A 22920-nucleotide genomic window follows, 5' to 3' on the forward strand; every position below is an offset into this window, starting at 1 on the left:
AACGCTTGTCCCGGGAATTTCACTCACACGGCCTGGACAGCCAGCAACGCCAGGTCGTCGTGGTCGTCGCGGTCCAGCCACTTGAGCACGACCTTCTCGCAGTGGCGCGCGATCTCCTCCGCCGACAGTCCCCTGCATTCCTTCAGCACTGCCTTCAGGCGCTGTTCGCCGAACAGCTCCGTGCGATCGGTGTGCGCACGCGCCTCGGTGAACCCGTCGCTGTAGAGCACCAGCGTGTCCCCCGGCGCCAGCGTGACCTGCTCGCCGGAGAACCGGACGTCCGACAGGATGCCGACGATCGCACCGGTCGCGCTCACCTCGTGCACGCTGCCGTCCGCCCGCAGGACCATCGGCGCGGGATGGCCGCCGGACGCCAGCGACAGCCGCGCGCCGCCGTTGGCCAGCGGCACCAGTTCGCCGACGACGATCGTGGTGAAGAGCTTCGAACCGGTGGCGCGCAACGAGGTGTTCAGCAGGTGCAGCAGCCGCACCGGGTTCGTCTCGACCAGGGACAGCGCCTGCAGGGACTGCCGGACGCGTCCACTGTGGACCGCGGCTTCCAGGCCGTGGCCGCAGACGTCGCCCAGCGCGAACGTCGCCGAGCCGTCCGTGCGCGGGTGCACGTCGTAGAAGTCGCCACCGACCATCGCCCGCTGGTGGGCGGGGATGAACACCGAGGCCATCGTCACACCGCGGACCTCGGGCAGCGGCAACGGCAGCAACGCCGAGCGCAGCACCTCGATCGTCCGCTGCTGCTCGGTCAGCTTCGACGACGACTCCAGCGCCATGGCGGCGTGCTTGCCGAACAGCCGGACGCGTTCGACGTCGTTCGGCGCGAAGTCACTCTTGCGCGCCACGACCAGCGCGCCGCCGACTCCCAGCGGCACGGCCAGCGCGCAGCCGAAGTCCTCCGGCACACCCCAGCTGCCTTCACCCAAAGAGGTGATCCTGGTCAGCGCCGCCGTGCCGGTCAGCACCTCGGCGATCTGGGACGCCCTGCGCGGCGTGCGCACGACCGTCGGTTCGCCGCCGCCGCACCGCCACCACTCGAGCCGATCACGGGTGGCGGGCACCACGGCGACGCAGTGCTCGCCCAGCAACTCCGCCGCGAGCTGCACGATCGTCTTCAGGGTCAGTTCCCGAGATGTGCCGCCGGCGAGTCGCAGATGGGCGTGATCGAGCGCGGAGTCCGTGAAGTACCAGGCACTCCAGCCCTCGCCGAGGTCGTGCTGGCGACCGGCCACGTGCACGTCGAAGTGCCCGCCGAGGCCGAGCCGGGGGAACCGGTCGGCGGCCGCGGCGTTGCGCACGCGCACCACACCTGCCGGGTCCACGACGAAGACGGCCTCGCGCAGCCCGTCCACGAGCCGCTGCCAGCCTTCGAGGTCGATCCCGACGGCGCTGCTCATCGGCAGTCGCCCAGCGCAGCAGGCCGAATCATCACGGCCTCCTGCGGGTAGTTGGCGTGCATAGCGGCATCAAGTTACCTCGCTCCCAACCTAACGTGGCAGGCTTGGCCGCGACCACCGAGGCACGGAGGCTTGGAGTGACCACGGCCAACGAAGAGACGGACGCGACCCTCGATCGGGTTCTCTCCGCCATGAGAGATCTGCGGGACGGCAACTTCCGCCGCAGGCTCGTCGTGCCGGGGAACGGGCCCGTGTCGGCCCTCGCGGACGTGTTCAACGAGATCGCGGAGCGCAACCAGTGGCTCGCCGGTGAGCTGGGCCGGGTCCGCCAGGCGGTGGGCCAGGAGGGCAGGCTCACCGAACGGGTGGCGCCCGCGGGCACCGCCGGTGGCTGGTCGCTGATCGCCGACTCGGTGAACGGCCTGGTCGAGGACCTGATGCGGCCGACGAGCGAGCTGAGCCGCGTGCTCGCCGCAGTCGCCGAGGGCGACCTGACCAAGCGCATGTCGGACCAGACGCTGCGCGGCGAGTTCGCGACGCTCGGCTCGACGGTGAACGGCCTGGTGGACCAGCTGTCGAGCTTTGCCGACGAGGTCACGCGTGTCGCCCGCGAGGTCGGCACGGACGGTCGCCTGGGCGGTCAGGCGAAGGTGCCCGGCGTGGCCGGCACCTGGCGCGACCTGACCGACAACGTGAACTCGATGGCGAACAACCTGACGAACCAGGTCCGCAACATCGCCCAGGTCGCGACGGCGGTGGCGAACGGCGACCTGACGCAGAAGATCACGGTGGACGTCTCCGGCGAGATGCTGGAGCTCAAGAACACGCTGAACACGATGGTCGACCAGCTGTCGTCGTTCGCGGACGAGGTCACCCGCGTCGCCCGCGAGGTCGGCACGGACGGCAAGCTCGGTGGTCAGGCGAAGGTGCCCGGTGTCGCCGGCACCTGGCGCGACCTGACCGACAACGTGAACTACATGGCGGAGAACCTGACCACCCAGGTCCGCAACATCGCCCAGGTCACCACCGCGGTCGCGCTGGGCGACCTGACCCAGAAGGTCACCGTCGACGCCCGCGGCGAGATCCTCGAGCTCAAGTCGACGATCAACACGATGGTCGACCAGCTCTCCTCGTTCGCCGACGAGGTCACCCGCGTCGCCCGCGAGGTCGGCTCGGACGGCCGTCTCGGCGGTCAGGCCCAGGTGCCGGGCGTCGCCGGTACGTGGCGCGACCTGACCGAGTCGGTGAACGTCATGGCGAACAGCCTGACCACCCAGGTCCGCAACATCGCCCAGGTCACCACCGCCATCGCACGGGGCGACCTGACCCAGAAGATCGGCATCGACGCCCGCGGCGAGATCCTCGAACTGAAGACCACGATCAACACGATGGTCGACCAGCTCTCCTCGTTCGCCGAGGAGGTCACCCGCGTCGCCCGCGAGGTCGGCACCGACGGCCGCCTGGGCGGTCAGGCCCAGGTCCCCGGCGTCGCCGGCACCTGGCGCGACCTGACCGACAACGTCAACTTCATGGCGAACAACCTGACCAACCAGGTCCGCAACATCGCGCACGTCGCCACGGCCGTCGCGAACGGCGACCTGTCGCAGAAGATCACCGTCGACGCCCGCGGCGAGATCCTCGAACTGAAGTCGACCCTGAACACGATGGTCGACCAGCTCTCCTCGTTCGCCGAGGAGGTCACCCGCGTCGCCCGCGAGGTCGGCACCGACGGCCGCCTGGGCGGTCAGGCCCGCGTGCAGGGCGTCGCCGGCACGTGGAAGGACCTGACCGACAACGTCAACCTGATGGCGGACAACCTCACCGACCAGGTCCGCAACATCGCCACCGTCGCCACCGCCGTCGCCAACGGCGACCTGTCGAAGAAGATCACCGTCGAGGCCAAGGGCGAGGTCGCGACCCTCGCCGAGACCCTGAACGGCATGGTCGACACGCTGCGCGCGTTCGGTGACGAGGTCACCCGTGTCGCCCGCGAGGTCGGCACCGAGGGCATCCTGGGCGGCCAGGCGCGGGTGTCCGGCGTCGCCGGCACGTGGAAGGACCTCACCGACTCGGTGAACTTCATGGCGGACAACCTGACCAACCAGGTCCGCAACATCGCCCAGGTCACCACCGCCGTCGCGCAGGGCGACCTGACGAAGAAGATCGACGTCTCGGCGCGCGGCGAGATCCTGGAGCTCAAGACCACCATCAACACGATGGTCGACCAGCTCAGCTCGTTCGCCGACGAGGTCACCCGTGTCGCCCGTGAGGTCGGCACCGAGGGCAAGCTCGGCGGCCAGGCAGAGGTCGACGGCGTCGCCGGCACGTGGTCGAAGCTGACCGACAACGTCAACCAGCTCGCCTCGAACCTCACGACCCAGGTCCGCGCGATCGCCGCCGTCGCCACCGCCGTGACCGCGGGCGATCTGACCAGGCAGATCACCGTCGACGCGTCCGGAGAGCTCGCGGAGCTCAAGGACAACGTCAACCAGATGATCGCGAACCTGAAGGAGACCACGCGCGCCAACCGCGAGCAGTACTGGCTCAAGACCAACCTGGCCCGCCTGTCGGGCCTGATGCAGGGCCACCGCGACCTGCGCGCGCTGGCTTCGTTGATCATGAGCGAGCTGACGCCGCTGGTCAGCGCCCACCACGGCGCGTTCTTCCAGATCGAGGAGGACGACTCCAAGCAGTCCCTGGAGCTCACCGCCTCCTACGGCTTCCGCCTGGACTCGGCCCGGATGACCCGCGTGGCCATGGGCGAGTCGCTGGTCGGCCAGTCAGCCCTGGAGAAGAAGACGATCCTGGTCACCCAGGTCCCCGGCGGCTACCTGACCGTCGCCTCCGCGCTGGGCGAGGCGGCCCCGGTGAACCTGGTGATCCTGCCGATCCTGTTCCAGGGCGAGACCCTCGGCGTGATCGAACTGGCGTCGCTGAACGAGTTCTCCGACGTCCACCTCGACCTCCTGGACCAGCTCAAGGAGGCGATCGGCGTCAACGTGAACACGCTGCTCGCCAACTCCCGCACCGACGCCCTGCTGGTCGAGTCGCAGCGCCTGACCACCGAACTGCGCGCCGGTTCCGAGGAGCTCGAGGACCGCGCCCGCCAGCTCCAGACCGCCTCGAAGTACAAGTCCGAGTTCATGGCGAACATGTCCCACGAACTGCGGACGCCGCTGAACTCGTTGCTGATCCTGGCGAAGCTGCTCGCCGACAACCTCGACGGCAACCTCAACGCCAAGCAGGTCGAGTTCGCCCGCACGATCCACTCGTCCGGCTCCGACCTGCTGCAACTCATCAACGACATCCTCGACCTCACCAAGGTCGAGGCGGGCCACATGCAGCTGCACGAGGACCCGGTCCGCCTGGACGAACTCGTCCGCTACGTCGAGACCCTCTGCCTGCCCCTCACGGCCGAGAAGAACCTCGAGTTCTCCGTCCGCGTGGACCCGAACGTGCCGGAAACCCTGCACACCGACGAACACCGGCTCCAGCAGATCCTGCGCAACCTGCTGTCCAACGCCGTGAAGTTCACCCACGACGGTGGCATCCGCCTGCACGTGCGCATGGACGACCCGTCCACTGTGGCCTTCGACGTGCACGACACCGGCATCGGCATCCCAGCCGAGAAACTCGCCGTCATCTTCGAGGCCTTCCAACAGGCAGACGGCACCACGTCCCGCAAGTACGGCGGCACGGGCCTGGGCCTGTCCATCAGCCGTGAACTCGCTCAGCTCCTGAACGGCGCCCTGCGCGTCCGCTCCGAACCGGGCATCGGCTCGACGTTCACCCTCTGCCTGCCACTGGGCAAGATCATCTCGGACAGCTTCGTCCTGCCCGAACCGACCCCCATCGTCATGCCCGCCCCGGTTCTGGCCGCTTCCGGCTCGATGCGCTTCCACGGCGAGAAGGTCCTCGTGGTGGACGACGACCTGCGCAACGTCTTCGCCCTCACGAGCGTGCTCGAACTGCACGGCCTGGAGGCCATCTACGCCGACAACGGCATAACGGGCGTGCGAGCCCTCGAACAGTACGACGACGTGGCCATCGTCCTGATGGACATCATGATGCCGGAGCTGGACGGCAACGCGACGATCTCGGCCATCCGCGCCATGGAGCGCTACGCGGACCTCCCGGTCATCGCCGTCACCGCCAAGGCGATGAAGGGCGACCGCGAGAAGTCCCTGGCCTCAGGAGCCACCGACTACGTCACCAAGCCGGTCGACACCGAACATCTCATCCGCCTGATCGCCTATTACCTGGGCGTTTCAGGGGAGGCATGAACAAAGGCGATGCCGAAGGCGAGCGCCATTCCGCGAACGGCAATGGCGAAGCCGAGGCGTGTCGCCCCGTACCCGCCTGATCAGCGGCGATGACGCGACAGCCCGGCGATTGGCCTTTTGAGGCCGATAACTCATCTCGCAAGAGGCTCGAAGTCAAGCCCCGATCGCAATCGTCGCGAATCGGCGATGAATTGACCCGGACCGGCACTGCCCCAGCGGTCACCGAGTCGAGTCGACGGCTTCCTGAACAGCCAGGTCCACCGACTCGTGCAAGCTCAGCACCTCAGCCACATCGGCCAACTCGAACAACCGCCGGACCGGCCCCTGGGCGGCAGCCACCCGCAACTGCCCACCGCCCTCGGCCAACCGCCGATGCCAGTCCAGCACCAGCGCCAACCCGGTCGAGTCCATGAAGGCCAGTTCGGACAGATCCAGCACGGCATGGACCCCGGTGACATCGGAATCAAGCCGCGCGGACAGCAAGGGGACGGTGTCGATGTCCAGCTCACCGGCGACGGCGAGCACACGCCATCCCCGCTGGACCTCGCTGCCGACGTTGAGCTCCATCGTCGCCGTTCCTTCCGCCACGCCCGACTCGTGCGACCCAAATCGTGCAGCACGAGGCCCGACCATGCGACCACCGGGGGGCTGAAAGATCCGAACGGCGCGCCGGATGTGCGACGATGCGCCTTGTGTTGAACGACCCACTGGCCGAGGTGCGGGTGATCCTGACCGCCGAGGGTGGCTCGTGCGCTCGCGCACGTCAGGTGGTGCGCGAGGCCGCTACCTCGTGGGAGTTGTCCGAGGACCTGACCGACGACGCGCAGCTCGTCGTGACGGAGCTCGTGTCCAACGGCATCGATCACGGTGAGGGACCGATCACACTCACGGTGAGCCGGAAGGCGGGCGGCATGCTCGTCGAGGTGCACGACGAGTCGCCGAAGCTGCCTCAGCTCAGACCCGTGGACCCCACCAGCGCGCGTGGCCGGGGCATGCAGCTCGTGCAGGCGCTGAGTGTCCGGTGGGGCACGACACCGCAGCGCGGCGGCAAAGTGGTCTGGGCGCAACTAGAAGCCTGACAACGCGTACCTGAGCCCGCGTGACGGCCACGCCGCCGGAGTGATCCCCCTCATCCCGCTGATGGCCGTGCTCGTCGCGGCGATGCCCCTCACGAAAGCCTTCCTGCTCGGTCAAGACGTGCTGACCTGCTGTGACCCCGTTCGGCTTGTGACGATCCGGCGGTCACGCGTACGGTCGGTGCGGACGGGAGTCCTTATGAACCAGCTTCGACAGAGAACTACCTACGTCCAGTCCATCCCGATCGTCTCGCTCACGGGTGAGATCGACATGTTGTCGTCGGCCCCGGTGACCAGCAGGCTCGCCGAGTTGCTCGACCGCAAGCCGCCCGCACTGGTCGTGGACCTGCGGGAGGTGCGCTTCTTCGGCTCCGAGGGGATCCGCGCGCTCGTGGAGACCCAGGCCCAGGCCGACGAGCTCGGCATCAGGTTCGGCGTCGTCAGCGACACCAGAATCGTGTTGCGTCCGTTGGAGATGACGGCCGTCGACCAGTTGCTGTTGCTGTTCAACGACGTCGACGACGCCGTCACCGCGCTGAAGAGCTTCTAGGCGGCGGACGAGTTCCTCGCGCGAGAGCGCTCCACCAGCGAGAGCAACAAGCCTTCCTTGGTGGACCACGGCGAGATGTCCACGACGTCGTGGCCGGAGACCTTCATCAACCCCTCCGCGACCACCGCGCCCGCCAGCGACTGCTGGGCCCGGTGGCGCGAGATCCCCGGCAGAGCCGCACGTTCGCGCACCGAGAGCTTCGCCAGGCGCGGAATCCACTTCTCCAGGTCCTTGAGCCGCAACTGGCGCGGCGCGTAGGTGCCGTTGCGCGCACCGGCGAGGCGGGCCAACTGCTCGAACACCTTCGAGCACCCGACCGCGCGAGCGCTCTCACCCCAGGGGAACGCCGACGCGAGCCGCTGCGCCACCTCGGCGCGCATGTCCGTGACGGTCAGACCGGTGCGGGTCAAAGTCCTTGCCCCCAAAGGCAACGACACCGCGCGCTCGGGTTCCGCTCCGGAGCCGGCGGCCAGTTCGACGGTGCCGCCGCCGACGTCCAGCACGACCATGGGGCCCGCGCTCCAGCCGAACCAGTGCCGGGCCGCGGCGTACGAGAGACGTGCTTCTTCCTTGCCGGACAACACCTTCAGGTCGACGCCGGTGCGTCTGGCGACTTTGCGGATGACCTCGGCGGAGTTCGAGCTGTCGCGCACGGACGAGGTGGCGAAGGGCAGGAACGGGACGTCGCCCGCCTGCTTGCGGGCGGCCAGCACGGCGGCGCAGAGCGACTCGACGCCGTCGCGGCTGATGGCCCCGGCGGAGTCCAGTTCCCGGTCCAGCCGCAGCCGGACCTTGTGGGACACCAGCGGACGCATCAGGTCTCGTTCCACGACCACCAGGTGTGCGCTGAAGCACCCGACGTCCAGAACTCCGACCGTCATCCGCCACCTTCCTTCCACCAAGTGTTCTTTACCTCATCGGCGCCCATTGTGCGGAACTGAGCACCCGAACGCGCAATCTTGCCCTGATGAGATGCGTTACAGTCACCGAATGTCACTGGCGGAGATACCTTCCCGGCTCGAACACGCCCTCGGCAAGGCTCGATCCGGCGTAATCGTGCTGGCGGTGCACGGTCTCTCCTCGGACGTGGCCAAACAGTCGTGGTTGTCCGCCTCCGTCTCCACGCTGTCCTCGACGGTGCCGTCGGCGTCCGCGACGGCGCTGCTGACCGCGCTGACCGGCGTCCCCGCGGACGTCCACCGCGTACCGGGAACGGTGTACCGCAACGGATCCGGCCTGGTGCACGCCATCAACGGCATGCCAGCGATCCCGAACCTGACGACCGTGCTGGAACGTCATGGCGCGACCGTGCTGGCCCGCGAACTCGACCTGCTCGAAGGAACCTGGGCGCAGGCCCTGCTGCGAGGGTGCACCCGGATACCCGCGCACGCCCCGCACAAACTCACCGCCCAGGCCGAGGACCCGCCGCTGCTGGTCGCGAACGTCGTCGCCGATCTCGACAAGGCGCTCAAGGACTCCAGGTTCCTCTGGACCTACGTCAACGTGGGCGACCACGTGCGCCGCCACGGTTACGACGAGTCGGTGCACGAGGCCATGCTGCGCCTGGACGCCCACGCTTCCCGTTGGGCCGCACAGGGTTGGACCGTCGTCGCGCATTCGGACCACGGCATGGTCCCCGTCGACCCGGACCCGGAACTCGTCGAGGCCTGGGACGCGATCGTGCGCGAGGAGTGCGTGATCCCCTCCGGCGGCGCGGGACGCACGCGGTGGCTCTACCCGAAGGCGGACCGCCTTGAGGTCGTTTTCGACCGCGTGGCAACGACTCTGGGCGACGCGGCGACCGTGCACCACGCCACCGATCTCGGGCTGCCCCAGCCGGAGGCCGGCCCGGTCGTCGCGGTGGCCGCGTCGCCGAGGTTCCCGCTCCCGGATCCGTCCGCCCGCTACGAGAACGGCGGCCTGAGCCGCGACGAGATCGACGTCCCCTTCGCGGTCTGGCAAGCCGTACAGTGACCGTGTGCACGTCGAATTCTCCAACACCATAAGGGAAATCGATTCTGCCGATTGGGACTCCGTCGTCCGCGACGCGGGCGCGCCGGTGTTCTACCGACACGCCTACGTCAGCGCATACGAGCAGTCGCCGCTGACGACGGTCGACGCCTTCGCGTACTTCGTGGTGCGCGAGGGCGACAAGCCGCTCGCGGTGATGCCCGCCTACCTCCAGACGGCCGCGGATCCGTTGCACCGCCTGCACGAGGCCTATCCGGACGCGGTCGGCCAGCCGGCGCTGCTCAGTCACACCTGGCACTGTTACGACGCGCACGTGCCCGCCACCGCGGAGGTGCTGCCGAGACTGCTGGACGCCATGGTCCGCACGGCGTCGATCCTCGGTGCGCGCTGGTGCGGGTTCATGAACGTCCAGCGCGGCAACGCTTTGTCGCACGCGCTGAGAGCGGCCGGGTTGCCCGCGCGTCACCTGACCGACCGGTGGGCCACCGGCCTCACCACCTACGAGCACTACCTCGCGGGCCTGAGCCCGCGCGCCAGAGCGAACGTGCGGCGCAACGACCGAAGATCGGCCGAGGCCGGCGTGACGATCGAGGCCCTGCCCGTCCACCACGCCTCGCTCGACGAGATCACCCTGCTGTGCGTCAAGACCGCGAGCCGCTTCGAGAACAACGGCCACTACCCAGGAGAGGCCTTCGCCAGGTTCGTGACGGCGCTGGGCGACCTCGCGCACGTGATCGAGGTGCGGCAGCACGGCAAGCTCGTCGCGGCTGGCGTCTGCCTCACCGACTCCACCCGCTTCCACACCTGGACCTGCGGCGTCGACTACGCCGTGGACGGCAACCACAGCCCGTACGGCGTGCTGTTCGCGGAGTCGGTCCGGCTCGCGATCCGCCTCGGCAAGTCCACGCTGGAGGGCGGGCGCGACAACGCCGCCTTCAAGCGGCGGCACGGCCTGAGGCCACGCCATCTGGACGCCGTTCTCCACCGTCTCTGAACGGCGAATCGTTCACAAGGGTGAACAATGGGTTTTACAACGTCGGATTCCAGGAAGTTCATATATCTGATCAACTCGGCCGGGCACCCTTTACGCTGTTCAGCGACCCGGGACAAGACGAAGGAATCAATTTTTAACGCACCTTTACACGCGTTGATCCGATCTGGCAGTGTGGCGCCGGGCGCAAGACAATGAAAGGGACTGGACGGTCTCGTGAATCTGTCTCGACGCACCCTTCTGGCGTCCGCAGCGGCCACTCCCCTGCTCACTGGAGCAGGAGTCGCCATCGGTGCGGGCGAAGCCGCGGCTTCGCCCGCGAAACTCCGTGCGGCCCTCGACTACGGCAACAGCAAGCTGAAGGCGGTCGCACCGGGCATCACCTCGTTCCCGGAGATCACCAGGGCCGAGAAGTGGACCTACGTCGCCGACGGCGGCTGGATCGGCGGCTTCTGGCCGGGCACGCTGTGGCTCGCGCACCTCGACAGCGGCGACGCGCAGTTCCGCGCTCTCGCCGAAGCCGCCAACGACAGGCTGGCGCCCAGAAGGCTTCAGCCTCGCGACCACGACCTGGGGTTCCTCTTCTCCCCCTCCTGGGTCACCGCGTACCGGCTCACCGGCGACACCAGGTGGCGGGACGGCGCCATCGACGCGGCGAACACGCTGATCCAGCGCTGGAATCCGGTCGGCAGATACATCCGCGCGTGGGGCGCGCTGGGCACGCCGGGCAACGCGGGCCGCGTCATCATCGACACGATGATGAACCTGGACCTGCTGGCGTTCGCCACCGAGCAGACCGGCGACCGCAAGTTCCTCGACATCGCGATCGCCCACGCCAGGACGACCCAGACGCACTTCGTCCGCCCGGACGGCTCGACCCCGCACGTGTTCGACTTCAACCCGGACACCGGCGCGGCGATCGGCCCCAACACGGTGCAGGGCTACAGCCCGACGTCGTGCTGGGCGCGCGGTCAGGCGTGGGGCATCTACGGCTTCACGACGATGTACCGGCGCACGGGCCTGCGCGAGTTCCGCGACACCGCCCGCAAGCTGTCCGACTACGCACTGTCAGTGCTGACGCCGGACAGCGTGCCGGTGTGGGACTACCGCACGCCGTTGGGCGTCAACGACATCAAGGACTCGTCGGCGGGCGCGATCATGGCGTGCGGCCTGCTCGACCTGGCCAAGGTCACCGGCACCGACCGCTACCGCGACCGGGCGCTGAAGATCCTCGACGGCCTGGTCGGCACGTGTCTCACGACCAGGTCGACGCGCGCTGAGGCGATCCTGGCGCGCGGCACCCGCAACCGCCCGTCCGAGGACGGCGTGGAGATCTCGCTGCCGTACGGCGACTACTACCTGTACGAGGCGATCCTGCGCGTGCTCAAGCCTGCGCAGATCGCCAAGGCCATCGGGCTGTAGCTCCTACTGCTCGATCACCTTCGCCGTCGGCCCGTTGTTCCAGGTGGCTTCCAGCCTGGACAACCGGCCGGCGGCGTTGCGGAAGTTCACCACCAGCGGCCCGCCGGGCTGTTCCACCGACACCGAGTACCCGTCCGCGGGGGTGGCCGACAGCGCCTGCACCCCCTGCGGCCGGTAGCGCACGACCACGTCACCGCCCTGCAGGTGGAACGCGTGGACGTAGGAACCGTCCGACTGCCATTCCCCCTGCGGAAGTTGAGCCGGGGAGGGACGCGCATCCGTACTACTGGGAGGAGCCGGAACAGCGGACGTGGTGATCTCAGGAGGTCTGGTGGACGACGGCGTGGCAGGCGACGTACCGACGGAGGGACCCGATTCGGGCACCGGGACGGTGATCGAGGTGACGGTCGGCATCGGCAGCACGGCCGATCCCGTCGTGACCTCCACGGCGGCGACCGGGGCGGGTTCCATCGCCCAGCGGATGCCGAACCAGGACAGGCCGATGGCGACCGTGGTCACCAAAGCCCAGGCGACCAGGTATCCGACCGACCGTCTCACTGCGACAATCCTCCTGTAGCGGCTCATGGCATCAGTACTGCTCGTCGAGGACGACCCGGTGGTGCGGGCGGCGATCACGCGCGCCCTCACCGGCCAGGGCCACATCGTGCACGGTGTCGCGCTCGCGATCGAGGCCCTGCGCGAAGTCACCGCCAACTCCTACGACGTCGTGGTGCTCGATCTCGGGCTCCCCGACCTCGACGGCGGTGACGCGCTGCGGATGATCCGAGGCGTCACGAACACCCCGGTGGTCATCGCGACCGCCCGCGACGACGAGGCCGAGATCATCCGGCTGCTCAACGCGGGCGCGGACGACTACCTCGTCAAACCCTTCTCCAGCGAACACCTCGAAGCCCGCCTGCAGGCGGTGCTGCGGCGTGCCCGCGACAGCAAGCAGCTCGTCATCGGCGGCCTGGAGATCGACGTGAACCTCCGCAGGGCCACTGTGGACGGCCAGGAGCTCTCGCTGACGCACAAGGAGTTCGAGTTGCTCTCCTACCTCGCGGCACGGCAGGGGGAGGTGGTGCCGCGGGCGGAGATCCTGGCGAGCCTGTGGCCGTCCAACCGCGACGACCAGACGCTCGACGTGCATCTGTCCTGGTTGCGCCGCAAGCTCGGTGAGCGGGCCGCACAGCCTCGTTATCTGCACACGGTGCGAGGAGTCGGCGTGCGCATGGTCGCTCCGCAATGAGGCGGTCACTGGTGCTGGTCGCTCTCGCGGCGACCAGCATGGTGGCGCTGGCGTTCCTCGTCCCGCTCGCGATCGTCGTGAAGAACGCCGCGTACACCCGCGCCCTCAGCGAGGCCGAGAGGCAGGCCAACGCGCTGACGCCGGCGTTGCTGATCACCCGCAAACCGCAGGAGATCCGCCAGGCGATCAGGAGCACCCGGTACGGCGGTCAGCAGCGCCTGGCCGTGCACCTGAGCGTCCCGTCCGTCACCTACGGGTCCTCGCACATCACGGCGGCGGACCTGCAGGAGGCCCAGAAGCTCGCGACGGCGTCCACGGTCGAACGGCCTGATGGCGTGGCATATCTGCAACCGCTGGCCACCAGCGAGAGCGGCATCGCGATCGTCGAGGCGTTCGTGCCGCACGAACAGCTCACCCACGGCGTCATCGGCACGTGGTGGGTGCTGGCTGGAGTCGCGGTCGGCCTGGTCGCCGGGTCGGTGCTCGTCGCCGACCGACTCGGCGCACGGGCCGTCAAAGCGACACGGGCGTTGGCCGAGGGCGCGCGCGGGATGGGCCAGGGAGACCTCACGGTGCGCGTTCCGGTGAAGGGACCGCCCGAGATCAAGGAGGTCGGCAAGGCCTTCAACGCCATGGCCGAACGCGTCCGGCACCTGCTCGCCGCCGAACGCGAGGTGGTCGCCGATCTCTCGCACCGCCTCAGAACGCCTCTCACGGCCCTTCTCCTGGACGCGGACACCCTCGGCAGTGGTCTGGGGGCGGACCGGGTCCGCGAGGCCGTCCAGGGCCTGGAGAGGGAGGTCGACGAGATCATCAAGGCGGCCCGCTCCGGCCTGCAGCCCGACAACTCCGGCACCGACGCGGCCGGCGTGGTGCGCGACCGGCTGGTGTTCTGGTCCGCGCTGGCCGACGACCAGGAACGGCCGTGGACGGTCCGCGGCGCCGACAAGCCCGCGCCGGTGCCGCTCACCCGCGCCGACCTCGCGGCCGCGCTGGACGCGTTGCTGGGCAACGTCTTCCGCTACACGCCGGAGGGCACGCGGTTCGCCGTGACGCTGGTGCACCAGGCCGACCTGGTGGCGCTGGTGGTCGAGGACGCCGGCCCCGGCATCGCGGACACCGAACGGGCGGTGCGGCGCGGCGCCAGCGGTGGCGGTTCCACGGGGCTGGGGCTCGACATCGCCCGCCGCGCCGCGGAAAGCACGGGTGGCTCTCTCCACGTCGACCGCGGGCCGCTGGGTGGGGCTCGCGTGCAATTGAGGCTCCGGAGGCTCTAGGTCCCCGTTGTGGGAGACCGAAGACGAACACCGCCGGCGGCGCGGACCGTGGGACGGATCCGACGCCGCCGGCGGGCACCGGCCGGCCGCGCTACACCGCTGCCGCACCACCGAGTCCCGAGCAGGAGGGAGGAACCCGATGAGCAGTGCGCGCTTGCCTTCCCACACCGGTGAAACGAGGTGGATCAGCCGGGGCTCTCGGCGCCAGGTGTGGGGTTCCGGTGCATTCAGTGGGGCTGGGTGATCTTTTTGCGATCTGACATGAAGTTAGCCGACCGCTGATCGTCGCCAATCCACCGTTCAGACGATTAATCCGTTTTAAATATATTTAAGTTCGCCCGGTCGGTCGTCCACGACTTAAGTCAATTTAAGATAACGTCACCCGCACGCCGCCATCCCGTTCGAAATTGAAAGGCCACTCATGCTCAGTGCGATGGCTGCTACGGGTTTGGCACTCTCCCTCCTCGTCGCCCCCGAGGCGCGGGCCGACGAGGTTCCGCCCGGCAAAATCACGGTCGACGTCGTCACGGTGAACGGTTCCGGCTGCCCCGCCGGAACGGCCGCGGTAGCGGTTTCGGACGACAACACGTCATTCACGGTGACGTACAGCGACTACACCGCCCTCGCCGGTTCCGGATCGACACCGACGGAGTTCCGCAAGAACTGCCAGCTGAACCTGCGCGTGCACTACCCGCAGGGCTTCACCTTCGGGATCGCGAAGGCCGACTACCGCGGGTTCGCGCACTTACCCAGAGGGGCGCGCGGCATGCAACGCGCCAGCTACTACTTCGCCGGCCAGTCGGCCACGGTGACGAGCACGCACAACATCGCGGTCCCGACGAGCGACAACTGGCAGTTCACCGACTCCACCGACGTCGCGGAGATCGTCTTCGCGCCGTGCGGGGCGGTGCGGCACCTGAACGTGAACACCGAGGTGCGGGCGTTCACGAACGCGTCGAACCAACCGTCATTCGTGTCGATGGACTCCACGGACGGCAGCGTCAAGACCCGGTACCAGTTCGCCTGGAAGCGATGCTGACCCGAAATGATCACGGAGAGGGCCCGGGGCTATACTCACAGTGAGCATCGGGCCCTCTCTTCGTGACCCGCACGTGACTTTTGCCGGGTGAGTCAACCGGGCCATTGCTTCCCGCGTATACCCATGTAGATTCCCGCTCACCGTGACGGCCATTCGGGTGACTGTCGCGGACTCGCGCGCCGCACGCGAAACGGAGGCAGCATGCAGGCGAACGCCCAGACCGCCCAGGTCGACGACCTGACACTCATCGCGCTGCCCACCGCGGTGAACTGCGCGGATCTGTTCGTGCGCTTCACCCTGGGGGAATGGCGTCTTCGGAACATGACCGCGGAGTGCTCGGCCGTCGCCTGCGCACTGGTCGAGGCAGCGATCGAATCGGCAGATCCCAAGACCTCGCGGCTCATCACGCTGCGACTGCGACTGAGCGGCGACTACCTCGTCGTCGAGCTGGAGGCAGCCAGGTTCATCATGCCGCCCACCTCGCCTGACCTGCGCACCGGCGAACTGCAACTCGGTGGCGGCATCAAGCTGATCTGGTGCGAGATGCAGCTGCCGACCGGCGTGAACGCCAACGCGGTGCCGCTGCCCCGGCGCGAGAAGCGCCGCTCCCCCGCGGCCGAGGCGCTGGGCGACGAGCCGGACGTCGATCCCGAGCTCATCCAGCGCATCCTGTTCGGCCTCGGCGGCTCGATGGGCAACGGCCAGCAGCGCTGACCCAGATTTCACCCGCGAGGGCGCGTCCGTCAGTGGACGCGCCCTCGTTGCGTTTTCGTCAGGTTCACCGCGTGGACGCTTCACGAATTGATTTCCGGGTTCCTGAACAGCGTTCCCGCGACCTGGGTGGCAATTAACCGACGAGCACGAAGAAGTATTTGTGAGCACGTTCTCACGGCAATGTTGCTCTGGTTGGCGGACGGTTCGTCAACAACCTTTCCGATACGGTCTCGTACCACGCCGCCCGAACTGTCCTGCACATTCGGAAAGGTGTCCCATGATTAGCACGCTGGCCGCAGCCGGCCTGGCTCTGTCCACCATCGTCATTCCCCCGGTCGCGGACCCGCCCCCGACGGGTCAGATCACCATCGACGTCGTCACGGTCAACGGCTCCGGCTGTCGTGCCGGCACGGCCGCCGTGGCTGTCTCCCCGGACAACAAGGCGTTCACGGTCACCTACAGCGACTACCTGGCGCAGGTGGGCCCGGACTCACGGCCGACCGATTTCCGGAAGAACTGTCAGCTGAACCTCAAGGTCAACGTTCCGGGCGGTTTTACCTTCGGCATCGCACAGGCCGACTACAGAGGTTTCGCACACCTGGAAAAGGGCGCGAAGGGCACCCAGAAAGCGAGCTACTACTTCCAGGGGATGTCGGACACCGACCAGCGTTCGAAGACCTGGAACGGCGCGCTGAGCGACGACTGGCAGGTCACGCACAAGACCGACGTCGCCTCGATCATCTACCACCCGTGCGGCGCCAAGCGGAACTTCAACATCAACACCGAACTGCGGGTGGACAAGGGCACGTCCGATCCGAAGAAGACCAGCTTCATGGCGATGGACTCGACGGACGGCTCGATCGAGACCATCTACCACTTCGCCTGGAAGACCTGCCCCAGATAGTCCGGTAGAGCAGCTACACGGCGCCCTCGCACAGCAAGGCCGGAGCCCAGGAGACATGGGCTCCGGCCTTGCTGCTTCTACCTCTCTTTGTACGGCTTGCCAGCACCGATGTCCGCGCGCGCGGCAGACGTGAAGTCGGCAACCGCGGAGATGAAGGACTTCTGAAACTCCATGAAGTCCTGACTCGGTGACGATTCGGACCACGCGTCGTTGGCCTTGTCGGCAGCCGCATGCGCCTTGCCGAACAGTGCGGCGACTTTGGGACTCGCCACGAGACTCATCTCGATCCAGGCATCCCAGCTTGCCTGGAGTGCACGCTCGAAGTCACGCTGGTCCTCACAGGCCCGGAGCGCCTGCGCCGCGCTCAGCCCTTTGAGGTAGGCCTCGCGACGCTGCTCAAGATTCTTCGCCGCACGCGCGTGTTTTGCCGTGATGGACGGGTTGATCCATGACGCCGCGATGGCGCCGGAGAAGCCGACGAGTGCACCGACGAGTGCGGCCGTGGCAGCGTCCACGTCACTCCCCTAGGGATAGATGAGGCGTGATGGTGGCACAACTGCGGATCGCGGCGCATCGCTCTGACCGGTGAGGGTTGCCTGCAGGCCGACACGCGGCAAGGCCGGAGCCCAGGAGGCATGGGCTCCGGCCTTGCTGCTTCCCCTGATCAGATGTTCTGGTTCGCGAAACCCTTGGTCGCGATCTTCGACAACATGCCCTGCCACACCGAGGTGCTGGTGTGCGGGTCGCCGGTCACGCCGAGCGCGGACTTGAGGCCGTTGAACGCGGTCTGGGTCTTGGTGCCCCAGATGCCGTCGATGTCGAGGCCCGACGCGCGGAAGTTGTTGCAGGTGCCCTGGACGAACTTGGTGTCGGCCTCGGAGTCCTTGAGCACGCGGACCGGCATGCCACCGAAGTCGGAGTGGATGTGGTCGCGGTGGTCGGCGTTGTACCAGCCGTCGAGCACGTAACGGAACCGGCGGCGGCACACGGCTTCCGTCGCGAGGTAGCGCTTGCGCAGCGCCGCGGTGCCCGACGCGTGGTGCTGGTCGAGCGGCGAGGTGACGTTGCCGTTGGACCAGCGCACGTGGTCGAGGTCCATCGCGGTGCCGGCGCCGTGCTGGCCGGGCTTGTCGACGTAGAAGCCCGCCGAGACGATGTAGCTGATCGAGCCGTAGCTCGACGAGAGCGAGCGCAGGTCCCGGATCCAGGCGACGAGCGCGGTGTAGAACGCGTCGGTGGCCTGCCAGTTGCGCGCGGTCGTGTTGCCGCGGTTGGAACGCCAGTAGTAGACGGGAGTGCCGTCGATCTTCTGGAACGTCATCATCGCCAGGGCGCCTACCTCGGCGGCCTGGATCTCGGCGTCGGTGTGCTGGTCCTTGGTCTCGGGGGCGGCGCTGGCCAGGCCCGGAGCGATGGTGGACAGGCCGGCGAGCCCGGCGACCGCCGCCGCGCCCGTGACGAAGCCGCGCCTGGTGACGTTGTTCTCGAACACCCCAGTACTCCCTCTGTGTCCAAGCCGGTGGCGGCAGGACGAAGGGCCTGTCTCACTTACCGGCTCGACGGAGTCTAGGGATCACGTCCGAATGGCGGAATCACGCCTGACCTGCGTTTTTCCCTTACCTTTACCGGCTGCTCCCCCGCCGTGCCAGACTGCCGACCAGGGGAGGTCGATCAAGGTGTCCGCGCGGCGTGGAGGGCTGTCCACGATCTCGGTGGTGCTGCTGGCACCGGCTCTGGCGTTGCTCGGGAACATCGCGACGAACACCGTCGAGGTGTCGTGGCGCTGGTGGCCGCTGACGGTGTGGATCGTCGTGGCGCTGCTGGTCTTCGGCACGGTCTGGGTGGAGGTCCGGCGTTCGAACGCACCCGATCCCGACGACGGCGAACCCGTGGTGGTGACGCCGCAGTTCGTGGACGTCGACTACGTGCGCGAGGACCAGACCGGGAAACTGTTGCCCGCCAGCGGACATCTACTGCGCCTGGTCGTGGAGAGCCGCAGCCGGCGCCGGGTGGTCCTGCGGGCGTTGCGGGCGGAGATCGTGGCCCGCGTGCCCGGCGGCGGTCAGGTGATGCCGAACCACGGCAGGATCGAGACCAGGGCGTTCCGACTGGACCTCGGCGGTGCCACGCCGGTGCTCAAGGCCGCCCGGAAACGCGACGACTTCCCGTTGTGGGTCAACGCGGACGAACCGGAGGTGATCGATCTGAGGGTGTTCAACACGGACGGCCAGGTCAGCTGGCGGTTGTTCCTCGACTGGACGGTGAACGGCCGCAGCGGCAGCGCGACGATCGACATCGGCGGGCAGCCGTTCACCACCGTGCGGCGGGGGTAGGCCGTGTTCCGTCGCAAGGAGAAGCCGTCAGCGGCCGAGCAGATCGCGCGGGAGTTGGGCGCGGCGGTCCACGCGCCGGTCAACAAGATCCACGCCGCGCCGACCCAGCGCCACCTGGTCGAGTCGCTGATCACCAGGCCGAGCGGACTGGTCGCGATCCTCGAGTCGGTCAGCCAGTGCTCGCAGCTCGTTCCGCCGGGAGCGCTGGGCAATCCGGACCCGGTCGAGGTGCCGATCAGCGGCCACAACCTGATGTTGACGCTGATCAACCGCACCGACCGGGCGATCACCGTGTCCGCGGTGCGCGCCGTGTACCGGTCGGTGATCGAGTACGACTTCCCCGCCCAGCTCTGCGCGACCCCGCCGAACCCGACGCTCGTCTACGGCGAGGAACTGGAACAGTCCGCCGCCCACGCCGCCGAGGGCTACCGAAGCCTGGAGAAGCCGCACCTGGAGATCCACCTCGACGGCCACCGCCCGTTGATCGTCGAGGCCCTGCTCCCCGACGGCGAACGAGCCCGCGATCCCGCCCCGCTGACGGTCGGGGCGCACCGGGCGGAGCGAGTCGTGCTGTCTCCGGTGCTCCGCCGGAGGAACTGCGTCGGCTGGCGGCTGGTGATCCGCTGGCACGAGGACGGCGACGACCTCCACTCGGCCTGGGACCTCCTCGCCACCGGCTCCACCGGCTGGTCGGTGACGTCAGCGGACGGCGAGGTGCGGGCGCGCCCGCTCTCCCGGTTCGGCCACTGGGACCCGGTCAGCCTGTGGGAGGACGGCTGCACGTCCTACGACGAGCACCTCGGCATGATCTCGACACCGGATCCGGCCTGGCTCGACGCGGTCCGCGAGGACTGAGTCAGCGCACCGGCCCCAGCACGCGGACCAGGTTCTTCTCGGTGTCGTTGCCCAGCTTCTCCAGCGCGAGCTTCGCGACCGGCGCCCCGAACCGCGCGAGCCCGTTGAACTCGACGTGGGCGTGGTAGGCGATCCTGGCCGTGCCGGGTGCGTCCCCGGCGCTGATCGTGATGTCGTCGGTGGAGGTGGCGGTGTCGTTGCGCCCCACGAACTGCAGGCCGTGCGCGTCGTCCCTGGTCAGCTCGTAGACGAGCTCGGTCTTGCGGCCGAGGAACTGCGACACGTTGCGCCAGCGCGAACCGACCTCGACCGGGCCGTCGTCCAGGCGCGTGCACGACACGGTGCCCGGATCCCACTGCTCGGCGCGGGAGAAGTCGCGCAGGTACTCGACGACGCCCTCGGGTGTGGACGCGACGGTGAAGGTGCGCTCGACGTCCACACCGGACACGTGCGGCGAGTTGAACACCTTCGGCACGAGGTGGAGCCGGTACTGGTCGACGAGTTCTGCCTGGCTCACGGCGCGGCTTTCCAGCCGTTCCAGCCGCGTGTCGTCGAAGCTTCCCAGCTGCCGCAGCGTCCGCCACAGCGAGGTCTTGCCCTCGATGCCGACGCGCAGGGTCTCCAGTTCGAGGACGTCGCTCAGCGGCGAACGGCCGAGCACCCTCCCGTTGAACTTGAGCCTGCCCGCCTTCTCGGTCAGCCAGCCGAGCGCCTCCTTGTGGGGACGCGACTCGACGCCGGTCTCGCGCATGAGGTCGAGCAGTTCCTTGCGGTCCGCCTCGATGTCGTCGGCGAGGACGCGCAGCTCGGGATGGGTGCGGCTGATGCGACGGGCGAGCTCGGTGCCCGCCATCGCCCCGGCCAGGTGGTCGTTGAGGTAGATGCCCAGCAGCTCCGTGTTCACGCTCTCCGGTTACCCCTGGCCAAACCTCTCACGGGCCGGCGGGGCCCAGTTGGTAGCCCTGGTTCCACAGGGTTTTGATCACCAGGCCGAGCGGGGAGATCCGCCGCCGCAACCGCATGATGTGCAGGTGCAGGGCGTTGCTGGTGTCGCCGTCCTTGGTGGGCAGGCAGAGCAGCAGGTCCTCCCGCGTGGTCAGCGAACGGAAGCGGCGCAGGAGCTCGCCGACCAGCGCCCGTTCCGTCGGCGAGAGCACCACGGACCGCGTGCGGAACCGCAGGATGCCGGACATGTCCAGCTCCGGCACGGCGTAGCGGGCCGCGCGGGCTCTGAGCATGGCGATGCGCACGGCCAGGTCCTGATGCGGCACCGGCGCGCGGACCCAGTCCTCCCGCATGTCCGTGAGCACGGGCGCGGGCACGTTCTTCTCTAGCACGAGCAGGCACAACGTCCCACTGCGCTGGCACGCCTCCCGTGCCGCCGCGTCCACCGGCCAGCGCACGACCTCGACGGGCAGTTGGTTCACCAGGTTCGACATACGTCCACTTCCGCTTGTCCACCACGGAGAGCACCGAACCAGCCTTCGGCTTCGGGTGGACGCTAGCGGCGGCCGCTATTTCCGCTCTATCGCCTGCACGGGTTCCAGGATGATCGGCTGCGCGCGGCGGCCGGTGACCAGGTTCCAGCCCCACTGGGTGAGCACCGCGATCCGGTTGCGGAAACCCACCAGGAACGCGATGTGCACGACCGCCCATGCCGCCTTGCCGATCAGGCCCTTGAGCCGCAGCTTCTTGATGTCCGCGACCGCGTCACCAGGCGAGATGGTGGCCATCGTGCCGAGGTCGAGGTACCGGAACGGCTTGGCCCTGTGCCCCTTCAGGCGTGCTTTGATCACGCGGGCGACGTGGTGGCCCTCCTGGAGCGCGGGCTCGGCGATGCCCGGCAGGTCGTTCAGGTTCACCATGTCGCCGATCGCGAAGACGTCGTCGGTGACCGAGCAGTCCGCGGGATTCACGACGATGCGGCCCTTGCGGTCGGTCTCGGTGTTCGTCGCCTCGGCGAGCTTGCGCGCGAGCGGCGAGGCCTGCACACCGGCCGCCCAGATGATCGTCCGCGCCTCGACCCGATCGCCGTCCTTGGTGGTGAGACCGGCGGCGTCGATCGACTCGACCATGGCGCTCGTCATCACCGTGACGCCGAGCCGTTCCAGCTTCACCCGAGCGTGCTCACGCAGTTGCGCAGAGAACGGCGGCAGCACGTGCGGTGCGGCGTCCAGCAGCGTGATCCGGACGTCACGCGGATCGATCTCGCGGAACTGTCCCTTCAACGCCCGGCGCGCCAGGTCGGCGATCTGCCCGGCCAGTTCGACCCCGGTCGGTCCCGCGCCCACGACCGCGAACGACAGCCACTCCTTCGGATCGTCGGCCGCCACCGCCGTCTCGAACGCCCTGAGCAGCCTCGACCGCAGGGCCACCGCCTGTTCGAGGGTCTTCATCGGCGGCGCGGACTCGGCCCACTCGTCGTGACCGAAGAAGCTGTCGCGCGAGCCGGCCGCCACGACCAGGGTGTCGTACTCGACCTGGCGCGACCTCCCGTCCGTCAGGTCGACGTGCACGCGCTTGGCTGCCGTGTCGAACCCGGTGACCTCACCCAGCAGGACGTGCGCGTTGCGTTGGCTCCGCAGGATCGCCCGGAACGCCGGCGCGATGTCACCGGCGGGCAGCAACGCCGTCGCCACCTGGTAGAGCAACGGCTGGAACAGGTGGTGGTTCGCGCGATCGATCAGCGTGACCTCGGCGTCCGCGCGTTTGAGCCCGCGCACGACGCCCAGACCGCCGAACCCACCTCCGACAACGACTACCCGGTGCTTGCTCATGGAGGTCGCATACCCACTGACGGCGGCAGGTATCCGGTGTCGTCGCATACCCGCCACGAAGGCGGGTATC

Annotated in this window: 22 protein-coding genes; 13 read left to right on the plus strand and 9 right to left on the minus strand. The window is 68.4% G+C overall.

Going from position 1 to position 22920, the window contains the following annotated elements; genetic code table 11:
• Positions 1 to 23 precede the first annotated feature (23 nt).
• Positions 24 to 1409 (minus strand): PP2C family protein-serine/threonine phosphatase, encoded by a 1386-nt coding sequence (locus ACIRG5_RS05575; protein WP_402900559.1) that lies wholly within the window; start codon positions 1407 to 1409, stop codon positions 24 to 26.
• Positions 1410 to 1546: 137 nt separating this feature from the next.
• Between ACIRG5_RS05575 and ACIRG5_RS05580 the strand changes: the two genes are divergently transcribed.
• Entirely contained in the window at positions 1547 to 5692 is a 4146-nt protein-coding gene (locus tag ACIRG5_RS05580) for a HAMP domain-containing protein (protein ID WP_402900562.1), read from the plus strand.
• 219 nt (positions 5693 to 5911) lie between these two features.
• Here ACIRG5_RS05580 and ACIRG5_RS05585 read toward each other — a convergent pair whose 3' ends face one another.
• Positions 5912 to 6280: an STAS domain-containing protein gene (locus tag ACIRG5_RS05585; RefSeq protein ID WP_319981202.1), complete on the minus strand. Its 369-nt coding sequence runs from the start codon at positions 6278 to 6280 to the stop codon at positions 5912 to 5914.
• A gap of 95 nt (positions 6281 to 6375) precedes the next feature.
• Between ACIRG5_RS05585 and ACIRG5_RS05590 the strand changes: the two genes are divergently transcribed.
• Both ACIRG5_RS05590 and ACIRG5_RS05595 read left to right on the plus strand, forming a co-directional pair.
• On the plus strand, positions 6376 to 6771 hold the full coding sequence (locus ACIRG5_RS05590) for an ATP-binding protein (RefSeq protein ID WP_402900565.1): 396 nt from the start codon (positions 6376 to 6378) through the stop codon (positions 6769 to 6771).
• Between the two features lie 196 nt (positions 6772 to 6967).
• A complete protein-coding gene (locus tag ACIRG5_RS05595) occupies positions 6968 to 7318 on the plus strand; it encodes an STAS domain-containing protein (protein WP_319981204.1) in 351 nt (116 codons plus the stop codon).
• Here ACIRG5_RS05595 and ACIRG5_RS05600 read toward each other — a convergent pair.
• Positions 7315 to 8199 carry a Ppx/GppA phosphatase family protein gene (locus ACIRG5_RS05600; RefSeq protein WP_402900568.1) on the minus strand — a complete coding sequence of 295 codons (885 nt, stop codon included), beginning with the start codon at positions 8197 to 8199 and terminating at the stop codon, positions 7315 to 7317. The two genes, ACIRG5_RS05595 and ACIRG5_RS05600, sit on opposite strands and share 4 nt — an antisense overlap.
• Positions 8200 to 8308: 109 nt before the next feature.
• Between ACIRG5_RS05600 and ACIRG5_RS05605 the strand changes: the two genes are divergently transcribed.
• From ACIRG5_RS05605 to ACIRG5_RS05615, 3 genes are all read left to right on the plus strand, one after another.
• Positions 8309 to 9292 carry a hypothetical protein gene (locus tag ACIRG5_RS05605; protein WP_402900570.1) on the plus strand — a complete coding sequence of 328 codons (984 nt, stop codon included), beginning with the start codon at positions 8309 to 8311 and terminating at the stop codon, positions 9290 to 9292.
• Positions 9293 to 9296: 4 nt separating this feature from the next.
• Positions 9297 to 10283: a GNAT family N-acetyltransferase gene (locus ACIRG5_RS05610; RefSeq protein WP_402900572.1), complete on the plus strand. Its 987-nt coding sequence runs from the start codon at positions 9297 to 9299 to the stop codon at positions 10281 to 10283.
• A 213-nt stretch (positions 10284 to 10496) separates the two neighbouring features.
• Positions 10497 to 11702 carry a glycoside hydrolase family 88 protein gene (locus ACIRG5_RS05615; RefSeq protein ID WP_402900575.1) on the plus strand — a complete coding sequence of 402 codons (1206 nt, stop codon included), beginning with the start codon at positions 10497 to 10499 and terminating at the stop codon, positions 11700 to 11702.
• Between the two features lie 3 nt (positions 11703 to 11705).
• Here the strand turns inward: ACIRG5_RS05615 and ACIRG5_RS05620 are convergent, their stop codons facing one another.
• On the minus strand, positions 11706 to 12260 hold the full coding sequence (locus tag ACIRG5_RS05620; protein ID WP_402900578.1) for a hypothetical protein: 555 nt from the start codon (positions 12258 to 12260) through the stop codon (positions 11706 to 11708).
• Between the two features lie 25 nt (positions 12261 to 12285).
• Between ACIRG5_RS05620 and ACIRG5_RS05625 the strand changes: the two genes are divergently transcribed.
• From ACIRG5_RS05625 to ACIRG5_RS05645, 5 genes are all read left to right on the plus strand, one after another.
• Complete coding sequence (locus ACIRG5_RS05625) at positions 12286 to 12951, plus strand: response regulator transcription factor (protein ID WP_319981210.1); 666 nt, start codon at positions 12286 to 12288, stop codon at positions 12949 to 12951.
• Positions 12948 to 14228: an ATP-binding protein gene (locus tag ACIRG5_RS05630; protein ID WP_402900581.1), complete on the plus strand. Its 1281-nt coding sequence runs from the start codon at positions 12948 to 12950 to the stop codon at positions 14226 to 14228. The genes ACIRG5_RS05625 and ACIRG5_RS05630 overlap by 4 nt, the downstream gene beginning before the upstream one ends.
• A gap of 421 nt (positions 14229 to 14649) precedes the next feature.
• Positions 14650 to 15267, plus strand: a complete 618-nt coding sequence (locus tag ACIRG5_RS05635) for a DUF4360 domain-containing protein (RefSeq protein WP_402900584.1) — start codon at positions 14650 to 14652, stop codon at positions 15265 to 15267.
• A 201-nt stretch (positions 15268 to 15468) separates the two neighbouring features.
• Positions 15469 to 15981, plus strand: a complete 513-nt coding sequence (locus ACIRG5_RS05640) for an ATP-binding protein (protein WP_319981213.1) — start codon at positions 15469 to 15471, stop codon at positions 15979 to 15981.
• 277 nt (positions 15982 to 16258) lie between these two features.
• On the plus strand, positions 16259 to 16885 hold the full coding sequence (locus ACIRG5_RS05645) for a DUF4360 domain-containing protein (RefSeq protein WP_402900587.1): 627 nt from the start codon (positions 16259 to 16261) through the stop codon (positions 16883 to 16885).
• A gap of 77 nt (positions 16886 to 16962) precedes the next feature.
• Here ACIRG5_RS05645 and ACIRG5_RS05650 read toward each other — a convergent pair whose 3' ends face one another.
• Positions 16963 to 17400, minus strand: a complete 438-nt coding sequence (locus tag ACIRG5_RS05650) for a hypothetical protein (RefSeq protein ID WP_402900589.1) — start codon at positions 17398 to 17400, stop codon at positions 16963 to 16965.
• Between the two features lie 149 nt (positions 17401 to 17549).
• The gene (locus tag ACIRG5_RS05655; RefSeq protein WP_402900592.1) at positions 17550 to 18377 is read right to left on the minus strand and encodes an extensin family protein; all 828 of its coding nucleotides are present in this window, start codon (positions 18375 to 18377) and stop codon (positions 17550 to 17552) included.
• 184 nt (positions 18378 to 18561) lie between these two features.
• Here ACIRG5_RS05655 and ACIRG5_RS05660 point away from each other — a divergent pair, with 184 nt between their 5' ends.
• Both ACIRG5_RS05660 and ACIRG5_RS05665 read left to right on the plus strand, forming a co-directional pair.
• Positions 18562 to 19218, plus strand: coding sequence for a hypothetical protein (locus ACIRG5_RS05660; protein WP_402900594.1), 657 nt, complete (start codon positions 18562 to 18564; stop codon positions 19216 to 19218).
• A 3-nt stretch (positions 19219 to 19221) separates the two neighbouring features.
• Positions 19222 to 20073 (plus strand): hypothetical protein, encoded by an 852-nt coding sequence (locus tag ACIRG5_RS05665; protein ID WP_402900595.1) that lies wholly within the window; start codon positions 19222 to 19224, stop codon positions 20071 to 20073.
• Position 20074: 1 nt separating this feature from the next.
• Here ACIRG5_RS05665 and ACIRG5_RS05670 read toward each other — a convergent pair whose 3' ends face one another.
• The 3 genes from ACIRG5_RS05670 to ACIRG5_RS05680 form a co-directional block, all read right to left on the minus strand.
• Entirely contained in the window at positions 20075 to 20977 is a 903-nt protein-coding gene (locus tag ACIRG5_RS05670) for an SRPBCC family protein (RefSeq protein WP_402900597.1), read from the minus strand.
• A gap of 28 nt (positions 20978 to 21005) precedes the next feature.
• Entirely contained in the window at positions 21006 to 21512 is a 507-nt protein-coding gene (locus tag ACIRG5_RS05675; RefSeq protein WP_093604052.1) for a helix-turn-helix domain-containing protein, read from the minus strand.
• Positions 21513 to 21587: 75 nt separating this feature from the next.
• The gene (locus ACIRG5_RS05680; protein ID WP_402900599.1) at positions 21588 to 22850 is read right to left on the minus strand and encodes an NAD(P)/FAD-dependent oxidoreductase; all 1263 of its coding nucleotides are present in this window, start codon (positions 22848 to 22850) and stop codon (positions 21588 to 21590) included.
• Positions 22851 to 22920 lie beyond the last annotated feature (70 nt).

The organism is Lentzea sp. NPDC102401 (assembly GCF_044765805.1).
Taxonomy (GTDB): Bacteria; Actinomycetota; Actinomycetes; order Mycobacteriales; family Pseudonocardiaceae; genus Lentzea; species Lentzea sokolovensis.

Bases quoted from the DNA above. Each gene is read 5' to 3' on its own strand.
- ACIRG5_RS05575 (WP_402900559.1), bottom strand. From the start codon at position 1,409: ATGAGCAGCGCCGTCGGGATCGACCTCGAAGGCTGGCAGCGGCTCGTG.
- ACIRG5_RS05590 (WP_402900565.1), top strand. From the start codon at position 6,376: ATGCGCCTTGTGTTGAACGACCCACTGGCCGAGGTGCGGGTGATCCTG.
- ACIRG5_RS05595 (WP_319981204.1), top strand. From the start codon at position 6,968: ATGAACCAGCTTCGACAGAGAACTACCTACGTCCAGTCCATCCCGATC.
- ACIRG5_RS05600 (WP_402900568.1), bottom strand. From the start codon at position 8,199: ATGACGGTCGGAGTTCTGGACGTCGGGTGCTTCAGCGCACACCTGGTG.
- ACIRG5_RS05605 (WP_402900570.1), top strand. From the start codon at position 8,309: ATGTCACTGGCGGAGATACCTTCCCGGCTCGAACACGCCCTCGGCAAG.
- ACIRG5_RS05625 (WP_319981210.1), top strand. From the start codon at position 12,286: ATGGCATCAGTACTGCTCGTCGAGGACGACCCGGTGGTGCGGGCGGCG.
- ACIRG5_RS05630 (WP_402900581.1), top strand. From the start codon at position 12,948: ATGAGGCGGTCACTGGTGCTGGTCGCTCTCGCGGCGACCAGCATGGTG.
- ACIRG5_RS05635 (WP_402900584.1), top strand. From the start codon at position 14,650: ATGCTCAGTGCGATGGCTGCTACGGGTTTGGCACTCTCCCTCCTCGTC.
- ACIRG5_RS05640 (WP_319981213.1), top strand. From the start codon at position 15,469: ATGCAGGCGAACGCCCAGACCGCCCAGGTCGACGACCTGACACTCATC.
- ACIRG5_RS05645 (WP_402900587.1), top strand. From the start codon at position 16,259: ATGATTAGCACGCTGGCCGCAGCCGGCCTGGCTCTGTCCACCATCGTC.
- ACIRG5_RS05675 (WP_093604052.1), bottom strand. From the start codon at position 21,512: ATGTCGAACCTGGTGAACCAACTGCCCGTCGAGGTCGTGCGCTGGCCG.
- ACIRG5_RS05680 (WP_402900599.1), bottom strand. From the start codon at position 22,850: ATGAGCAAGCACCGGGTAGTCGTTGTCGGAGGTGGGTTCGGCGGTCTG.